This window comes from Micromonospora sp. NPDC004336, assembly GCF_053602615.1.
This window is the reverse complement of record NZ_JBSGDY010000014.1, coordinates 22616-40525: the sequence shown is the minus strand read 5'-3', so window position 1 is coordinate 40525 and position 17910 is coordinate 22616. Positions and strand designations below refer to the sequence as shown.

Genomic DNA, 17910 nt, shown 5'->3' with positions numbered 1-17910 from the left:
GTGTGGAAGCTCCCCCGTTTGGACTCGAACCAAAAACCTGCCGGTTAACAGCCGGCTGCTCTGCCAATTGAGCTACGGGGGACCGTTGCGTCGTCCGGGGCGGATCTCCCCGCTCCGTGCGACGGGGACAAGAGTACAGGATTCCAGGGGGTGTTGGTCCAGGGGGTTACCCCCGTCGTCCGTGCCCCGCCGACACGACAATAAACCAGACAAATCGTCATCACGGCACAAGGAGGCATGAGCGGAGAGCAGGATGGGTAGTTAGCTGCGGACAGAGGAGACAGGCGCGATTTGGTCGCCTCCGGCGGGGTAACCGCCGGACGACGGCGCGTCAGGTACGGAAGGAGCCGCCATGCGCGGAAAGATCATGTTTCTTGGCGGGCTGGCTGCGGGATTCGTCCTGGGCGCCCGTGCCGGTCGGGAGAAGTACGAGGAGCTGGTGATCCGGGGCCGCAAGGTGCTCGACCACCCGACCGTCCAGGAGGCGGCCGGTGTCGCGCAGGCCCAGGCGACCCGCCTCTACAGCGAGGGCAAGGACAAGCTCGGCCAGTCGAAGCTGGGCGAGAAGCTGAGCAGCAACGGCAGCAAGCAGGAGCTCACCGCCGCCGACGACGCGTTCGCCGGCACGCCGGCCACGGTGGGGGCGAAGGCGAGCTCCGGCTCGTCCAGCACCGGCTCGACCCCCGGGTCGACGTCGGCCAGCACCACGCCCCGCAGCAAGCCGTCCAGCTCGGGCACCAACGGCAGCACCCTCTGATCGCACCTCCGAGCGGGTCGGTCGCCATCCGGTGACCGACCCGCTCGTGTGTGCCGGGCCCAGGGTGCGGGCCGGCTCAGTCCCTGCCGGTGAAGGCGGCGTCGAAGGCGACGGCCCAGGGTGCGGCCGTCCGCGGCCCGACTCAGTCCCTGCTGCTGAACGCGGCGTCGAAGGCAGCGGCCGGGGCGTCGAAGGCGAGCCGGCGGACGAACCGCAGGGCCTCCGGGGCGCCGACGAGGCGGTCCATGCCGGCGTCCTCCCACTCGATCGAGATCGGGCCGGAGTAGCCGATCGCGTTCAGCGCCCGGAAGCAATCCTCCCAGGGCACGTCGCCGTGGCCCGTGGAGACGAAGTCCCAGCCGCGCCGCATGTCCGCCCACGGCAGGTGCGAGGCGAGCCGGCCCCGCCGCCCGTCCCCCGTACGCACCTTCGCGTCCTTGCAGTCGACGTGGTAGATCCGGTCGGCGAAGTCGAAGATGAAGTTCACCGGGTCCAGCTCCTGCCAGACGAAGTGCGACGGATCCCAGTTCAGCCCGAACGCGGGTCGGTGCCCGACCGCCTCCAGCGCCCGCCTGGTCGTCCAGTAGTCGTACGCGATCTCGCTCGGGTGGACCTCGTGGGCGAAGCGCACCCCGACGGAGTCGAAGACGTCGAGGATCGGGTTCCACCGGTCGGCGAAGTCCTGGTAGCCGCGCTCGATCATCGACGGGGGCACCGGCGGGAACATCGCCAGCGTGTGCCAGATCGACGACCCGGTGAAGCCGACGACGGTGTCGACGCCGAGCTTCGCCGCCGCCCGGGCGGTGTCCTTGATCTCCTCGGCGGCCCGGCGGCGTACGCCCTCGGGCTCGCCGTCGCCCCAGATCCTGGCCGGCAGGATGCCCTGGTGCCGCTCGTCGATCGGGTGGTCGCAGACGGCCTGGCCGACGAGGTGGTTGGAGATCGCGAAGACCTTCAGGTTGTGCTTGGCGAGGGTCTCCCGCTTCCGCTCGACGTACGAGTCGTCGGCGAGCGCCCTGTCGACCTCGAAGTGGTCGCCCCAGCAGGCGATCTCCAGCCCGTCGTAGCCCCACTCGGCGGCGAGCCGGCAGACCTCGTCGAACGGAAGGTCGGCCCACTGGCCGGTGAAGAGCGTGATGGGTCGCGCCATGGTGCTTCTCCCCTGTGGTGATGGGGGATTCCGTGGATGCGTGACCGGGGCGAGGTGACCGGCCGGGCCGGTGCGCGGCGGGCCGCTGCGGAGCGCCGGTGGGTGCGGGTGCGCACCTGGACCCGCCGGGTTGCGCCTCCCGCCGGTCACCGGCAACCGCCACGGTCGCCGACCCCACTCTAGGACCGCCGGGCCCCCCACGAAAGCCCCGCCCCGCGATCCCGCGGTCCGCGCCCGGCACGGTGTGCACACCCGGAACGGACAGCCGCAGGATCGCGGGGCAGGGCGGGAGGGTCAGCGGATCAGGGCAGGGTCCACTTCTGGTTGGCGCCGGTGTGGCAGGTCCACAGGTGCACGACCTGCCCGTCGGCCGGGTTGTTGCCCGAGACGTCCAGACACTTACCGGCCTGCGGATTCTTCAGCGTCCCGTCCGCCTGGGCCGACCAGTTCTGCGCACCCGTCCCGTTGCACGTCCACAACTGGATCTTCGTCCCGTCCGCCGACGCACCACCCGAGACGTCCAGACACTTGCCCAGCGCCTTCACCGTCGAGCTCGGCGTCACCGTCCACGTCTGCGCGGCGGTGCCGTTGCAACCGTAGATCTGGATCTGGGTGCCGTCGGCCGTGGCGCCGTTGCGTACGTCCAGGCACTTGCCGCCCAGGCCGCGGATCGGGCCGACGCCGCCGCTGCCGCCGGACCTGACCAGGGTGAAGTCGTCTACGTCGAAGAGCCCCGTGCCCGAGCCGGTGAAGGTCAGGTGGAGCGTGCCGGTGCCGGACGGCACACCGGAGAGGGCGGCCGTGACGTCGGCGAAGGTGTTCCAGCCGCCGGTGTTGGGCACCGCCACCGAGCCGAGGACGGTGCCGGTCGCGGAGCCCGTACGCACCTGGATGGTGCCGCCCGGCCCGCCGGAGACCACCCGCGCCCGCAGCGACGTCGTGCCGGTCAGGTCGAGCCCGGCGTACGCGGCCCAGTCCCCCGGGTCGATGTGGCCGAGGGTCTGCCCGCCGTTCGCGCCGGCCTTGGTGAACGGCGAGACCCCGGAGGCCGAGCTGAACGCCTCGGCCTGGACGGTGTTCCCGACCGGCGGGTTGCCGCCGAGTTCCCTGATCCGGATGTTGCGGAACGAGGCGTCGTCGCCGGTGCCGTGGTTCTGCAGGCCGATGTGGCCGGCGAGCGAGCGGACCGGGTCGGTGTTGGTGAAGTCGTTGATCTTCACACCGTTGAGGAAGACCTGGAGGCGCTCGCCCTCGACGAGCAGCTCGTAGGTGTTCCACTCCCCCGGCGGGTTCAGCGCCGCGTCGCGGGCGGCGATGTCGGCGGACTTGAAGGTGTAGACGGCGCCGGTCGTGCGGTCGGCCGCGTCGGTGGCGTCGATCTGCACCTCGTAGCCGTTGTCGACGGCCGACCAGGGATCGCTGGAGACCGGGAAGCCGATGAAGACGCCGGAGTTGTCGTCACCGGCGAGCCGCCAGTCCAGCTTCAGCGAGTAGTTGGTGAACTGCTTCGCGCTGTACCAGTACAGGCCCATCCCGCCGACCGAGGTGAGGGTGGCGTCGGAGTTGGTGAAGCTGCCCGGCCCGGCCTGGGACCAGCCGGTGGTCGAGCCGTTGTAGAGCGGCGTGTAGCCGGTCTCGGGCCGGCAGTCGGCCTTGGCCCGGCCGGCCGCGTACCGGATGCCGCCGAGCAGGTGGGCGCGGAAGGCCGGCTCGGCGTACGACGCCTGGGTGTGCCCGCCGCCGGTGTAGAAGGACCGGCCGCCGCTGTGGGTCTTGCACCAGGAGTGCGGGTGGTCGGCGCCCATCGAGCCGCCCGTGTAGGACGACTCGTCGAGGGTGGCCAGCACGCGGGCCGTGGAGCGGGCGTTGGTCTGGTAGTTGTACCACTCGTCGGTGCGGTTCCAGGTCTGCGGCAGGTGCGCGGTGGCCGCGTGCGCCCGGTTCTCCACCTTCACGTTCGCCGGCTGGATGGCCGGGTGCGAGGCGAAGTACGCCCCGACCAGGTTGCCGTAGAACGACCAGCCGTACTCGGTGTCGGCGGCGGCGTGCACGCCGACGTATCCGCCGCCGGCACCGATGTACGCCTCGAAGGCGGCCTGCTGCGCGGCGTCGAGCACGTCGCCGGTGGTGTTGAGGAAGACCACCGCCTCGAAGCGGGACAGGTTGGCGGTGGTGAACTGGGCGGCGTCCTCGGTGGCGGTGACGGTGAAGTTGTTGGCCGCGCCGAGGTCGCGGATCGCCTGGGTGCCGACCGCGATGGAGTCGTGCCGGAAGCCTGCCGTCTTGGAGAAGACCAGCACGTCGTACGGGGCGTCGGCGGCGCTGGCGGGGGTGGCCGGGGTGGTGCAGGCGAGGACGGCGAGGACGGCGGTGGCCGCGCCGAGGAGGGGTCGGAGGAGTCTGCGCATGTCGCTCTCCAATTGCCGGGGCTGGTCGACGGCCCGCCGGGGCGGGGAGGGGCACGGCGGCCCCTCCCCGCCTCAGGTCAGGGCAGGGTCCACTTCTGGTTGGCGCCGGTGTGGCAGGTCCACAGGTGCACGACCTGCCCGTCGGCCGCGTTGTTGCCCGAGACGTCCAGACACTTACCGGTCTGCGGATTCTTCAGCGTCCCGTCCGCCTGGGCCGACCAGTTCTGCGCACCCGTCCCGTTGCACGTCCACAACTGGATCTTCGTCCCGTCCGCCGACGCACCACCCGAGACGTCCAGACACTTGCCCAGCGCCTTCACCGTCGAGTTCGGCGTCACCGTCCACGTCTGCGCGGCGGTGCCGTTGCAACCGTAGATCTGGATCTGGGTGCCGTCGGCCGTGGCTGCGTTGCGCACGTCCAGACACTTGCCGCCGAGCCCGACGAGCGGGCCGGTGCGGACCCCCGCCGTGCCCGTGGTGAAGGCGAACGTGTCCACGTCGTAGAGCGCGCCGGTGCCGGTGCCGGCGAACGTGAGGTAGAGGGTGCCGGTGCTGGCCGGCGCGCCGGAGATGCTGCCGCTGACGGTGGTGAACGCGTCCCAGGCGCCGGTGACCGGGACGGTCGCGGAGCCGAGCACGGTGCCCGTGGGCGAGCCGACCCGCACCTGGAGGGTGCCGCCGGCCCCGGCCGAGGAGACCCGGGCGCTGAACGAGGTCGCGTTGTCGATCCGGTACCGCTCGAACGCGATCCAGTCGCCGTTGTTGATGTCGCCGACGGTCTTGCCGCCCTCGGCGGTGCCCTTGTCGAAGGTGCCGACGCCGGCGGAGGTCTTGAAGTGCTCCGCCTGGCGCTTGCGCGGCTGGAGGGTGTGCTGCCTGTGCGTGGTCAGCCCGCCCGCGTCGGTGTACTCGGCGTCGAAGACGGCGAAGATGTTCGCCGCGTCGTCGTGTTCGCCGTCGACGGGGATGGTGATCGAGCCCGAGCAGCCGTTCTTCGAGGTGATCTGGTGGCCGTGGCTGTCGTGGCCCAGCACGTACGTCATCTTGACCTTGGCGCAGTCGATGGCGCCGTCCTCGGGGTCGGTCACGGTGATGCTGAACGGCACGGTGTCGCCGTAGCTGAACAGCCTGCCGTCGGCCGGGCTGTTGATCGTGACCGTGGGCGCGGTGTTGCCGACGCCGATCTGCACGTTCGCCGTGCCGGTGGCGCCCTGCGGGTCGCGTACGGTCAGCGTGACCTGGTAGGTGCCGTTGGCGGTGTACGTCTTGCTGGGGTTGGCCGCCGTCGAGCCGGTGCCGTCGCCGAACGCCCAGGAGTACGTGAGCGCCCCGCCCTCCGGGTCGCTGGACCCGGCCGAGGAGAAGTTGACGGTCAGCGGGGCCGCGCCGGAGGTCTTGTCGGCCGCGGCGACGGCGGTCGGCGCCCGGTTGCCGCCCGCGATGTAGTCGTAGCGGTAGAGCGCCGAGTTGGCGTCGCCGTTGAAGTACCCGGTGCCGTAGTCGAGGACGTAGAGCGCGCCCTCCGGCCCGAACGCCATGTCCATGACCTGCTTGCCGTTCCACGGGAACGTGTCGATGCCGGCCGGGGAGCCGTCGGCGTTGAGGTGGATCGGCTTCACCCAGCCCCGGCCGAGTTCGCCCGCGAAGAACTGGCCGTCGAAGGACTGCGGGAACTTGGTGGTGGAGTTGAGCGCGGCGTCGTACCGGTAGACCGGGCCGGCCATCGGCGACTCGGAGCCGCCACCGAACTCGGGCGGGCTGCCGGCGTCGCCGGCGTACCGGATCCAGGCCGGCTTCGCCCCCGGCAGGGTGGGCAGGCCGGTGTTGCGGAACGAGTTGTTGGTCGGCCCGCCGGTGCAGTTGTACTTGGCCCCGGCCGTGCCGGCGGCGAAGTCCCACTCGGCGTACGTCTCGGTGGCGGTGTTGGTGCCCGTGCAGTACGGCCAGCCGTAGTTGCCGGGCCCGGTGATCCGGTTGAACTCGACCTGGCCGCTGGGGCCCCGGGCGCTGGTCGTGCCGGCGTCCGGGCCGTAGTCGCCGACGTAGACGATGCCGGTGGCCCGGTCGACGCTCATCCGGAACGGGTTGCGGAAGCCCATCGCGTAGATCTCGGGGCGGGTCCGCGCGTCCGAGTCGACGAACATGTTGCCGGCCGGGATCGAGTAGGTGCCGTTGGCGTTCACCTTGATCCGCAGGATCTTGCCGCGCAGGTCGTTGGTGTTGGCCGCGCTGCGCTGCGCGTCGTACGCGGGGTTGCGGTTGGTGCGCTCGTCGAGGGGCGCGTACCCGGCCGAGTCGAACGGATTGGTGTCGTCCCCGGTGGAGAGGTAGAGGTTGCCGGCGGCGTCGAAGTCGATGTCGCCGCCGACGTGGCAGCAGATGCCCCGGTCGGCGGGCACGTCGAGGATGTCGACCCTGCTGCCGGTGTTCATCGTGAAGTCGGCGTTGAGGGTGAACCGGGACAGCCGGTTGACGCCCTGCCAGGCCGAGAAGTCGCTGCCGGTCGCCGGCGCGTCCCCGGCCGGCGTGGACAGCGGCGGCGCGTAGTAGAGGTAGATGTGCCGGTTCGTGGCGAAGTTGGGGTCGGCTCCGATGCCCTGCAACCCCTCCTCGTCGTGGGTGTAGACGGGCACCGTACCGATCACGGAGGTGGTGCCGGCGGAGTCCGTACGCCGGACCGTGCCATTGCGGGCGGTGTGCAGGACCGACCGGTCCGGCAGCACCGCGATCGTCATGGGCTCGCCGACCTCGGCGACGCCCTTGGCGAGGGTGACCTGCTGGAAGTCGGTGCCGACGACGGGGTGGGCCTCGGCCGGGGTGGGCCCGCCCAGGGTGGCCGGGCCGGCGCCGAGGGCGACCGTGCCCGCGGTGGCGGCCAGCAGCAGCGCCGAGGCGGCGCTGAGCCGTCGGCGGAGCCGGTGGATGGGGGCGTCCTGGATGGACATGGGTGTGCCGTCCCTTCCTGACGAGTGACTGCCAGGGCGGGCGCGCGCCGTCGCGCCGGATGCCGTAGCGGGGGATGCGTTCGGCCCGCCGGGTGCCGTGCCCGGCCGGTCGTGACCGGCGAGGGATGGGGGCGGACCCCATCGATCGGAGGTCACCAGTCGATGGGTTCCCGCGCCGCCGGTTCACCTCGACGAAACACATCTGCGATGGCCCCGAGATTAAGCGACGTGCATCGATGTGTCCAGCGCTTCCGCCGATCCGGCACTAACTTTCGTCGATATCGCGGAAAGTCGTTGGCGCGCAACGACTCGGCGGGGTCGGGCGGCGAGCCCGGGCAGGGCCGGCGAGCCCGGGTAGGGCCGGCGAGCCCGGGGCAGGGCGGCACGGGCCTCGGCGCTCACCGGGGCGGACGCCAGGAGTCTCCTGTTCGGAGAGGTGTGGCTGGGCCCCGTCCGCCGGCCTGACCCGGGTGGAATCCGCCGGTCCGGTGTCGACGTCGGCGGCGACGACCCCAGCCCGGCTCCCGGTGCGGGCGCGGACGGACGGGGCTGGCAGGCAGGGCCGGTCGGCGTCCCGTCCCTGCCTCCCCCGCGTCCACCGGCCGACGCGACTGCGCGCGCCGGCCGGACGTCGTGGGGTGACTCGGCCCGGCGCCGTCGCCGGGTGGTCACGGCCCTCCGGTGCGACCGGGGAATCCCGGTCCGGCCGCACCGGACGACCGTTCTGCTTGTGCGGCACCGGGCCACGCCGGCCCGGCCGCACGCCCTCCGGCGCCGACCTCGTCCCGGCCGCGGGGCGCAACCGCGGCCGGTCCCTCGCCGGTCGGCACCGGAGTCGGCTCAGGCGGCCACCGTGGCCAGGGCCGGCTCCACCTCCGTCCACGAGGAGCCCAGCTCCGCCGACCGGGTCACCGCGTCCAGCACGAGCTGGACCTGCAACCCGTCCACGAAGGAGGGGGCCGGGTCGACGCCGGTGGCGACCGCCTCGATGAAGTCCCGCGCCTGGTGGGTGAAGGAGTGCTCGTAGCCGATGATGTGCCCGGGCGGCCACCACGCGGACATGTACGGGTGCTCCCCCTCGGTCACCAGGATGCGGCTGAACCCCTGCTCGGCGGTTGGCCGCGTCGCGTCGTAGAACTCCAGCTCGTTGAGGCGTTCCAGGTCGAACGCCACCGTGCCCAGCGAGCCGTTGATCTCCACCCGCAGGGCGTTCTTGCGGCCCGTGGCGAAGCGGCTCGCCTCGTACGTGGCCAGCACGCCGCCGTCGAGCCGGGCCACGAAGACCGCCGCGTCGTCGACGGTGACGGGCCCGGTGGCCGGGCGGTGGCCGTCGGCGCCGTTCGCGTCGGCCGCCGCCAGCCCGTCCACCGCCGCCCCCGTCGCGTCCACCGTCGCCGCCAGCCCGCTCGACCCGGCCGGCAGCGGCCGCTCCTTGACGAACGTCTCGGTGACCGCGCTGACCCCGGTGATCCGCCGGCCGGTGACGTACTGGGTGAGGTCGATGATGTGCGCGCCGATGTCGCCGAGCGCGCCGGAGCCCGCCCGGTCCCGCTGCAACCGCCAGACCAGCGGGAACTGCGGATCCACGATCCAGTCCTGCAGGTACGTCGCCCGGACGTGCCGGATCACCCCGAGCCGTCCGTCGGCGACGAGCCGCCGCATGAGCGTGACCGCCGGCACCCGCCGGTAGTTGAACCCGCACATCGACCGCACCCCGGCGGCCTGCGCGGTGACCGCCGCGGCGGCCATCGCCCGGGCCTCGGCGACCGTGTTGGCCAGCGGCTTCTCGCACAGCACGTGCTTGCCGGCGGCCAACGCGGCGAGGGCGATCTCGGCATGGCTGTCCCCCGGTGTGCAGACGTCGACCACGTCGATGTCGTCGGAGGCGACCAGCTCGCGCCAGTCGGTCGTGTACGCCTCCCAGCCGAGCCGGTCGGCGGCGTCGGCCACCTTCCGGGCGTCCCGGCCGCAGATGAGCGCCAGCCGGGCCCGCGCCGGCAGGTCGTACACCCGGTTCACGGTGCGCCACGCCTGCGAGTGCGCGGCGCCCATGAACGCGTAGCCGACCATGCCGACCCGCAGTTGCCTGTCTGTCGTGGACAAGGTGGGTCTCCCCCCGTGTGTCAGAACCCGAGCTTGAGGTAGTCGCCCGCGTTCTCCTTGGTGATCGTCTCGGAGGCGAGGATGATCTCCTTGGGCACCTGGAGTTCCACCAGGTCGGACATGCCCCTGCCCTGGGCGATCAGTCGGGCCAGGGAGATCGCCGAGGAGGCCATGGACGGGCTGTAGGTGACCGTCGCCTTCAGCACCGTGTCATCCGCCTGGATCGCCTCCATCGCCTTCTTCGAGCCGGCGCCGCCGACCATGAAGAACTCCTTGCGGTTGGCCTGGTTCACCGCGGCCAGCACGCCGATGCCCTGGTCGTCGTCGTGGTTCCAGACGGCGTCGATCTTCGGCAGGGCCTGGAGCAGCTGCGCCGCCTCCTGCTGCCCCGAGTCGGCCGTGAACCGCGCCGCCCGGCGGTTGGCGACCTTGAAGCCGTTCGCCGCGAGCGTGTCGACGAAGCCCTTCGACCGCTCCTGGGTCAGCTCCAGCTCGTCCATGCCGGCGATCTCGCCGATGACCGGGTTGCTGACGCCCTTGGCCTTGAACTGCGCGATCATGTAGGTGGCGGCCGCCACGCCCATGCCGTAGTTGTCGCCCTTGATCTGGAGCCGGTAGGCCCGCGCGTCGGGGAAGGCCCGGTCCAGGTTGACCACCGGGATGCCGGCCTTCATCGCCTCCAGGCCGAACGCGTTGAGTTCCTTGCCGTCGTGCGGCAGCAGCACGATCACGTCCGGCTTCTGGGAGACCAGCGTGGCCAGCGCCGCCCGCTGGGCCGCCGCGTCGGCGCCGGCCTCGACGGTCTTGAACTCCACGTCGGAGTACGCCGCGGCCTGCGCCTTGGCGTTGTTGGTGATGGCGGCGATCCAGCCGTGGTCGGCGGCCGGCGCGGAGAAGCCGACCGTCACCCGCTTGCCGGGCTCGCTGTTGCCGCCGGGCGCGGCCGCCGCCTTGGTCTGCGCCTCGGTGGGTTCGGCCTCGTTGCTGGTGCAGCCGGCGAGCAGCACGCCGGCGCCGGCGGCGGCCCCGCCGAAGAGCAGCCGACGGCGCGACACGTCGCGACTGTGCTGGGTCATGACGACCTCCTGGGTAGGCGGTGGTGGGAGGAGATTCGCGGTACGGGACGGGAAGAGGGCGTACGGGGCCCGGCCACCGTCGCTCGGGTGGCCCGGACGCTGTGCGGGTGCGGGTGCTTGCGTTGGCGGGTGCGGGCGGGTGGAACGGGATCAGGTGGTGGTGGGCCGGTTGCGGCCGAGGAACTGGGTGAGGCTGCGGAACTGGACCTGCTGGACCAGGACGGCGGCGACGATGATGCCGCCCTTGACCATGTTCTGGGCCTCGGTGGAGAGACCGTTGATCGCGAAGAGGTTGGTGATGGTGGCGAAGATGACCACCCCGAGCAGGGAGCCGACGATGGTGCCCCGCCCGCCGCTGAGCAGCGTGCCGCCGATGATCGCGGCGGCGATCGCGTCCAGCTCGTAGAGGTTCGCCATCGCCGCCTGGGCCGAGTTGGCCTGGGCGGTGAGCATGATGGCGGCGATGCCGCAGCAGAGGCCGGAGAGCGCGTAGAGCAGCACGGTGTGCCGCCTGACGTTGATGCCGGCGAGCCGGGCCGCCTCCGGGTTGCCGCCGACGGCGACCGTACGCCGGCCGAACGTGGTGCGGTTGAGCAGCATCCAGCCGGCGGCCACCACGGCGGCGAGGATGTAGACCAGCAGCGGGATGCCGAGCAGGTCGTTGCTGGCGAGACCGTTGATGAACGCGTTGCCCGACACCTGGGTCTGCTTGTCGGAGATCTCGGCGGCCAGGCCCCGGGCGGCCACCAGCATGGCGAGGGTGGCGATGAACGGCACCAGCCGCCCGTACGCGACGAGCAGCCCGTTGACCAGGCCGACCGCCAGCCCGACGGTGAGCGCGCTGAAGATCATGCCGCCGGCGCCGTAGCTCTGGGTCGCCACCGTCGTGCACCAGACCCCGGCCAGCGCGACGATCGCGCCGACGGAGAGGTCGATGCCGCCGCCGATGATCACGAACGTCATCCCGACCGTGACCACGCCGACCACGGCGGCCAGCTTGAGGATGCTCAGGACGTTGTCCCACACCCAGTCCGGGTCCGAGTAGAGGTCGGAGCGGGTGAGCGCGCCGATCACGACGAGCACCGCCAGCACCCCGACCAGGCCGAGGTTGCGCCGGGCGCCGTCGCCGCCGTCGCCCCGCCACCAGGAGAGCCGCCCCGGGGCGGCCACCTTGTGGACGGCCGCGGCCGTCTGTGTCGGGTCCACCGGCGGCGACTGCGCCGGCAGTTGCGCCGCCCGCTGCGGCGCCACGGTGGGAGTAGGACCCTCGGTCATGCCGGCGCGCCTTCCATCAGGGACCCCGCCATGACGAGGTCGAGCACGGTGTTCTCGTCGAGTTCGCCGGCCGGGGCCTCGCGGACGACCCGCCCCTCCCGCATCACCAGCACCCGGTCGGCCAGGCCGAGCACCTCGGGGACCTCGCTGGAGACCAGCAGCACCCCGACGCCGCGCGCGGCCAGCCCCCGGATCACCTGGTAGAGCTCCGCCCGGGCGCCGACGTCGACGCCCCGGGTCGGCTCGTCGAGCAGCAGCAGGCGGGTGTCGCCGAGCAGCCAACGCCCGACCACCACCTTCTGCTGGTTGCCGCCGGAGAGGGTGCGCACCGGCCGCCGTACGTCGCGGGGGCGCAGCTCCAGGCTCCCGGCCACCCGGTCCGCCTCGGCCCGTTCCCGGCCGGCGTCGGTGAACCCGGCGCGGGCGAAGCGGGCGAAGGTCGCCAGGGTCACGTTGCGGTAGACGGGCTCGCCGAGCAGCAGTGCCTGGCTCTTGCGCTCCTCGGGGGCCATCCCCATGCCGGCCCGCACCGCCGCGCCGACGCTGCCGGGGCGCAGCGTCCGGCCGGCCATCCGTACCGAGCCGGCTTCGGGGCGGCGCGCGCCGTAGATGGTCTCCAGCAGCTCCGACCGGCCCGAGCCGACCAGCCCGGCGATGCCAACGATCTCCCCGGCCCGGACCCGGAGCGAGACGTCCGCGAACTCACCGGCCCGGGTCAGCCCCTCGACGGCGAGCAGCTCCGCGCCGCCGGGGGCGTCGGCCGGCCGGTCCGGGAAGACGTACTCGATGGTGCGGCCCGTCATCCGGCTGACCAGGTCGCGGGTCGGGGTGTCGCGGGCCGACAGGTTCGCCGCGGTGGTCCGGCCGTCCTTGAGTACGGTCACCCGGTCGCCGATCTCGCGGATCTCCTCCAGCCGGTGCGAGATGTAGATGACGGCGATGCCCTGCGCGGTCAGCTCCCGGATGATCCGGAACAGGTTGCCCACCTCGTCGTGGGCCAGCACGGCGCTCGGCTCGTCCATGATGATCAGCCGGGCCTCGTGGGAGAGCGCGCGGGCCATGCTGACGATCTGCTTGCCGGCGGCGGGCAGCGCGCGCACCATCCGCCCCGGCGGGATCTCGGCGTGGCCGAGCCGGCCGAGGATCTGCCGGGTGTGCCGGGCCATGGCGCCCCGCCGGACGAAGCCGAGCCGGCGCGGCTCGTGGCCGAGGAAGGCGTTCTCCGCGACCGAGAGGTCCTCGACCAGGTCGAGTTCCTGGTAGATCGTGGCGATGCCGGCGCGCATGGCGGCCTGCGGGTTGGCGAAGGTCGCCGGCTCGCCCCGCCACTCGACGAGCCCGGAGTCGGGCCGGTGCACCCCGGCGAGCACCTTGATCAGGGTGGACTTGCCGGCGCCGTTCTGCCCGAGCAGGCAGTGCACCTCGCCCGCCCGCACCTCCAACTGCACCCCGTCCAGGGCGCGTACGCCGGGAAAGGTCTTGACCACGTCGGTGAGGCGCAGGACCACCTCGCCCGCGACGGCGTCGGCGGGGGCCTCGACCAGCGGGGCGGACGCCCCCGGCGCCGAGCCGGCGAAGGCCGGCTCCCCGGACCGGGGCGCGGTCTCCTCCTCGCGCCCGGTCACGACGCCTCCGCGAAGGCGACGTCGCTGGCGAGCACGGCCGCGCCGGCGACGCCGGCCCGTGGACCGAGTTCGGAGAGGACGACGGGCAGGTTGCCGGTGGCCAGCGGCAGCGACCGGCGGTAGACCACGCTGCGGATCTCGGCCAGCAGGATGTGCCCGAGCTGGGCCAACCCGCCGCCGATCACGATCATCGACGGATTGGTGAAGCTGACCAGCCCGGCCAGGACCCCGCCGACCCGCCGGCCCCCCTCGCGAATGAGCTGGATGCAGGTGACGTCCCCCTCGCCGGCGCCCTCGGCGACGTCCCGGGCGGTCACGGCACCCCGCGCGGCGAGTCGCTCGGCCAGCGCGGGCGAGGCGCCGCTGCGCGCCGCCGCCGTCGCGTCCCTGGCCAGCGCCGCCCCGCTGAACAGCGCCTCCAGGCAGCCGACGTTGCCGCAGGAGCACATCGAACCGTGCGCGTCGACCTGGATGTGGCCGATGTCGCCGGCGCAGCCGTCGGTGCCCCGGTAGACCCCGCCGTCGAGGTAGATCCCGCACCCTATCCCGGTACCGATCTTGACGAAGAGGAAGTCGTCGACGGAGTGCGCGACCCCGCCGTGCCGCTCGCCGATCGCCATGATGTTGACGTCGTTGTCGACCACCGCCGGGCAGCCGTGCTCGCGGGTGAGCAGCTCGCGCACAGGGAACCGGTCCCAGCCCGGCATGATGGGCGGGGAGACCGGTACGCCGTCGCGGAAACTGACCGGGCCGGGCACCCCGATGCCGACGGCGTCGAGCCGCTCGTAGGCGCCGTCCACCCGGGCCTTGTGCAGCAGCTCGTTGACCCGGTGGAGGATGACCTTCGGGCCGGTGCGGATGTCGGCCGGCTCGGCATAGGCGGCCACCGGTTCCAGGCGTCCGTTGACGACCTCGACGTCGATCGAGCTGGCGCCCAGGTCGACGGCGGCGAAGCGCAGGTGTGGGCTCAGCTCGACCAGGGTGGAGCGGCGACCGCCCCGAGAGGCGGCCAGCCCCGCCTCGGCCACGTAGCCGAGGCCGACCAGGCGTTCCAGCTCGGCCAGCAGCCGGGGGCGGGGCATCTGGAGCCGGGCGCCCAACTCGGCCCGGGACACCGCCCCCTCGTCGCGGAGCAGCCGCAACAGTCGTACGTGCAGGGGATCGACGCTCCGCACCGGACTCACCTCTTCGCGGGGGGCTCGCTTCACATCGACTTAAGCCGAGGTGTTGTGTCCGACACAGTAGGAGCCTTCTGCGCGAGCTGTCCATACCTTCAGCAGATCCGTCCCCAACTTTTGTCAGACCAAACAAAAGCCCCCAGCCCCCCCTCCCCCACCTTCCCGCCCTGCCCCGCCCCGCCCCGCCCCGCCCCTGCCCCCACTAGCTGCGGCGATCTTGCAGTTCCTGCCCCGGGCATATGCCGCAGCTGGTCTGTAAGCGGACAATTCAAGGGGCCAAAAGTGCAAGATCGCGGGGGTGGGAGGAGCGCGGGGCGGGCGGGGCTGGGCAGGGGGCGCCCCGCCGACCGGGGTGGGCGGCGGGGCGCGTGGGTGGTACGGGAGCGGGTGTTGTCGGGCCTGGGCTGGCGCCGGGCGGGGGTCAGCGGCGGACGGGCGCGTTGCGCTTCTTCTTGAGCTTGCGGTCGTCGCGGAGTTCCACGTACGGCTCCTCGTCGGGCGAGTGGCCCGCCTCGATGGCGCGGCTGCGCTCCAGTTCGGCGTCGAACTCCGCGCCGAGGAGGATCGCGATGTTGCTCAGCCACAGCCAGATCAGGAAGATGATCACGCCCGCGAGCGCCCCGTACGTCTTGTTGTAGGAGCCGAAGTTGGTGACGTAGAGGGCGAAGAGGCCGGAGATGACCAGCCAGATCACGACGGCCAGCACGCCGCCCGGGCTGACCCAGCGGAACCCGCCGTGCCGCGCGTTCGGGGAGGCCCAGTAGAGGATGGCGAACATGAGGCTCACCAGGAGCAGCAGCACCGGCCACTTGGCGATGTTCCACACGGTCACCGCGGTGGAGCCCAGCCCGATCGCCTCACCGGCCTGCTCGGCGAAGCCGCCCGTGAAGACCACGATCACGGCGCTGGCCAGCAGCATCACGCCGATCAGCGCGGTGACGCCGATCCGGATCGGCAGCGTCTTCCAGATCGGCCGCCCCTCGGGGACGTCGTAGATCGTGTTCGAGGCGCGCATGAAGGCGGCGATGTAGCCCGACGCCGACCAGAACGCGGCCAGCAGACCGAGGATGGCGGCGAGGCCGGCGAACCCGCCGCTCTGCTGCGCCTGGTTGATCGCGCCCTCGACGATCTGCCGGATGTTCTCCTGCGGGACGGCCTGGTTGACGGTGTCCTTGACGCCCTGCGTCGCCTTCGGGCCGAGCAGGCCGAGGATCGAGACCAGCACCAGCAGGCCGGGGAAGATGGAGAGCACCCCGTAGTAGGTCAGGGCCGCCGCCCAGTCGGTGAGGCTGTCGTCCTGGAACTCGCGCAGCGTGCGGCGCAGCGCGGCCTTCCACCCGGTGCCCGGCAGCTCGGTCGGGCTGTCGGGGCCCTCGTCGGGCCCGACGGGGCCGCGCCCGGCGCGCTGCCGCTCGCCGCGCCCGGGTTCCGGACTCCGGTCGGCGCCGCCCGTCCGGCGGTCACCGCCCGCCCGCCCGGCGCCCACGGCCCCGGAGACGTCGTGGTCGCGCCCGTTGCGGGCGGAAGACTCGTCGGAGGCCATCGCCCCTCCCCTACTGGTCGGTTCGTGTCCCCTCGACATGCCCCGGCAGCGGCGACGGTTAACCACCTACTTGTAGAGCAACCTGCCCATCCGGCGCGACGCGACCAGCAGACCGACGGCCAGCACACCGAGCAGGTAGAGCACGTCGAGCAGCCATTCCGCGCCGGCCGTGCCGACGGTGACGCCACGGATCAGGTGCACCGCGCGGTAGAGCGGGGTCACCTCGACCACCCAGCGCAGCAGGGCCGGATAGGCCTCGGCCGGAACGAACGTGCCGGAGAAGAGGAAGAGCGTGAACTGGGCCGAGCCCATCAGGTCGAAGTCCTGCCAACTGCGCATGAAGGTCGAGATCGTCATGCCGAGCGCGCCGAAGGCGAAGCCGACCAGCACCGCCGCGGGGAAGGCGACCAGCGCCCGGGCCGCGCTGGTCAGATCCATCCCCACCATCACCACGAGGAACGCGGCCGAGTAGGACCCACCCCGCAGCATCGCCCAGCCCAGCTCCCCGAGGGCGACCTCGAACGGCCGTACCGGGGTGGCGATCACCCCGTCGTACAGCTTCATGTACTTCATCTTGCCCAAGAAGTTGAACGTCGTTTCCGACAGCGCGCCCGTCATGGCCGACGAGGCGAGCATGGCCGGCGCGACGAACGCCGCGTACGTGACCACCTGGCCGCCGGGCAGCGCCAGGTCGCCGACCAGCGCCCCCACCCCGACGCCGATGGAGAGCAGGTAGAGCAGCGGCTCGACGAAGCCGGAGACCAGCAGCAGCCAGTAGACGGACTTCAGGGCCGCGACGTTGCGCTCGGCCACCGACGCCGCCCGACGGGACGCGCCGGAGACGTCGACCAGCCGGGGCAGGACGAGACTGACCACGGGCACACCTCCCTAGACGACGAGCCGGCGACGGAACGCGCGGCGGGCCAGCAGCCAGCCGGCGACCGCCCATGCCGCGAGGTAGAGCAGGTGGCCGGCGGTCGACCACTGGGGAGCGGTGCCCAGCGTCGCCGCCCGGCACAGGTCGACGCCGTGCCACAGGGGCGTGGCGTACGCCAGCCAGCGCAACGCCGTGGGCAGCGACTCCACGGGGAAGAACACCCCGGCGAAGAGCGTCATCGGGATCACCGCGAAGCGGAGCAGCATCGCCAGCCAGCTGTCGGTGGACACCACCGCCGCGTACGCGAAGGTCGGCGCGGCGACGGCGAGGCCGAGCAGCGCCGCCACCGGCACGGCGGCCACCGCCCACGGCGAGCGCAGCGCCCCGAACAACGCCGTCACCAGCAGGAACGCGGCGATGGTGGTGAGCACCCGGAACACCACGAAGGCCAGGTGGCCGGTGAGGATGTCGCCCACCCGCAGGGGCGCGGCGCTCTGCGCGAAGTAGGTCTTGATCCACTGGAAGTTGCTGAACACCGGCCATGTCGACTCGCCGATCGCCGTCTGCAGCGCGGTCGACGCGATGAGGCCGGGCACGATCCAGTCGAGGTAGCGCACCCCGCCGACGCCCTCGTCGATGTAGGCACCGACGCCGAGCCCGAAGCCGAGCACGGTCAGCACCGGCAGCAGAAAGGACGAGAAGACCCCGGCCCGCCAGGTGCGCCGGTAGCCGACCAGATGGTGGGCCAGCACCGCCACCGCCGGCACCGGCGGCAGCGCCGGTCGCGCCCGGTCCCGCGCCTGTCGCGCCGCGCTCACGCGCCCACCCCGCCTCGCTCCGCGTCCACCACGACCTTCCTACCCGGACGGTACGACAGGCCGCGGCAACCCTACGGCGGACCGTCCGCCCTGTCGCCCCGTTTCGGGGCCGGCCGCCTCGCCGGCCCGAGGGCTACGACACGCAGGCGACCCGC

Annotated in this window: 12 protein-coding genes and 1 tRNA gene; 1 reads left to right on the top strand and 12 read right to left on the bottom strand. The window is 72.3% G+C overall.

Annotated elements, in window-relative coordinates; all coding sequences use genetic code 11:
* Positions 1-9: 9 nt before the first annotated feature.
* Positions 10-82, bottom strand: a tRNA-Asn gene (locus ACWENR_RS05595).
* Between the two features lie 270 nt (positions 83-352).
* On the opposite strand from ACWENR_RS05595, the gene ACWENR_RS05590 reads away from it, so the two are divergent.
* Positions 353-757, top strand: a complete 405-nt coding sequence (locus tag ACWENR_RS05590) for a hypothetical protein (RefSeq protein WP_452275863.1) — start codon at positions 353-355, stop codon at positions 755-757.
* Positions 758-899: 142 nt separating this feature from the next.
* On the opposite strand, the gene ACWENR_RS05585 is transcribed toward ACWENR_RS05590, so the two are convergent.
* The 11 genes from ACWENR_RS05585 to ACWENR_RS05535 form a co-directional block, all read right to left on the bottom strand.
* Positions 900-1907: a sugar phosphate isomerase/epimerase family protein gene (locus ACWENR_RS05585; protein WP_452275862.1), complete on the bottom strand. Its 1008-nt coding sequence runs from the start codon at positions 1905-1907 to the stop codon at positions 900-902.
* A gap of 302 nt (positions 1908-2209) precedes the next feature.
* Positions 2210-4315: a ThuA domain-containing protein gene (locus ACWENR_RS05580; protein WP_452275861.1), complete on the bottom strand. Its 2106-nt coding sequence runs from the start codon at positions 4313-4315 to the stop codon at positions 2210-2212.
* 77 nt (positions 4316-4392) lie between these two features.
* Positions 4393-7260: a PQQ-dependent sugar dehydrogenase gene (locus tag ACWENR_RS05575; RefSeq protein ID WP_452275860.1), complete on the bottom strand. Its 2868-nt coding sequence runs from the start codon at positions 7258-7260 to the stop codon at positions 4393-4395.
* An 840-nt stretch (positions 7261-8100) separates the two neighbouring features.
* Positions 8101-9330, bottom strand: coding sequence for a Gfo/Idh/MocA family protein (locus ACWENR_RS05570; RefSeq protein WP_452275886.1), 1230 nt, complete (start codon positions 9328-9330; stop codon positions 8101-8103).
* 53 nt (positions 9331-9383) lie between these two features.
* Positions 9384-10439, bottom strand: a complete 1056-nt coding sequence (locus tag ACWENR_RS05565; RefSeq protein ID WP_452275859.1) for a substrate-binding domain-containing protein — start codon at positions 10437-10439, stop codon at positions 9384-9386.
* Positions 10440-10589: 150 nt separating this feature from the next.
* Positions 10590-11714 (bottom strand): ABC transporter permease, encoded by a 1125-nt coding sequence (locus ACWENR_RS05560; RefSeq protein WP_452275858.1) that lies wholly within the window; start codon positions 11712-11714, stop codon positions 10590-10592.
* The gene (locus ACWENR_RS05555; protein WP_452275885.1) at positions 11711-13222 is read right to left on the bottom strand and encodes a sugar ABC transporter ATP-binding protein; all 1512 of its coding nucleotides are present in this window, start codon (positions 13220-13222) and stop codon (positions 11711-11713) included. Before ACWENR_RS05555 ends, ACWENR_RS05560 begins: the two co-directional genes overlap by 4 nt.
* Positions 13223-13335: 113 nt before the next feature.
* The gene (locus tag ACWENR_RS05550) at positions 13336-14514 is read right to left on the bottom strand and encodes an ROK family protein (protein WP_452275857.1); all 1179 of its coding nucleotides are present in this window, start codon (positions 14512-14514) and stop codon (positions 13336-13338) included.
* Positions 14515-14938: 424 nt separating this feature from the next.
* Positions 14939-16060 (bottom strand): YihY/virulence factor BrkB family protein, encoded by a 1122-nt coding sequence (locus tag ACWENR_RS05545; protein ID WP_452275856.1) that lies wholly within the window; start codon positions 16058-16060, stop codon positions 14939-14941.
* 66 nt (positions 16061-16126) lie between these two features.
* The gene (locus ACWENR_RS05540) at positions 16127-16936 is read right to left on the bottom strand and encodes an ABC transporter permease (protein ID WP_452275855.1); all 810 of its coding nucleotides are present in this window, start codon (positions 16934-16936) and stop codon (positions 16127-16129) included.
* Positions 16937-16948: 12 nt separating this feature from the next.
* On the bottom strand, positions 16949-17755 hold the full coding sequence (locus ACWENR_RS05535) for an ABC transporter permease (RefSeq protein ID WP_452275854.1): 807 nt from the start codon (positions 17753-17755) through the stop codon (positions 16949-16951).
* Positions 17756-17910 lie beyond the last annotated feature (155 nt).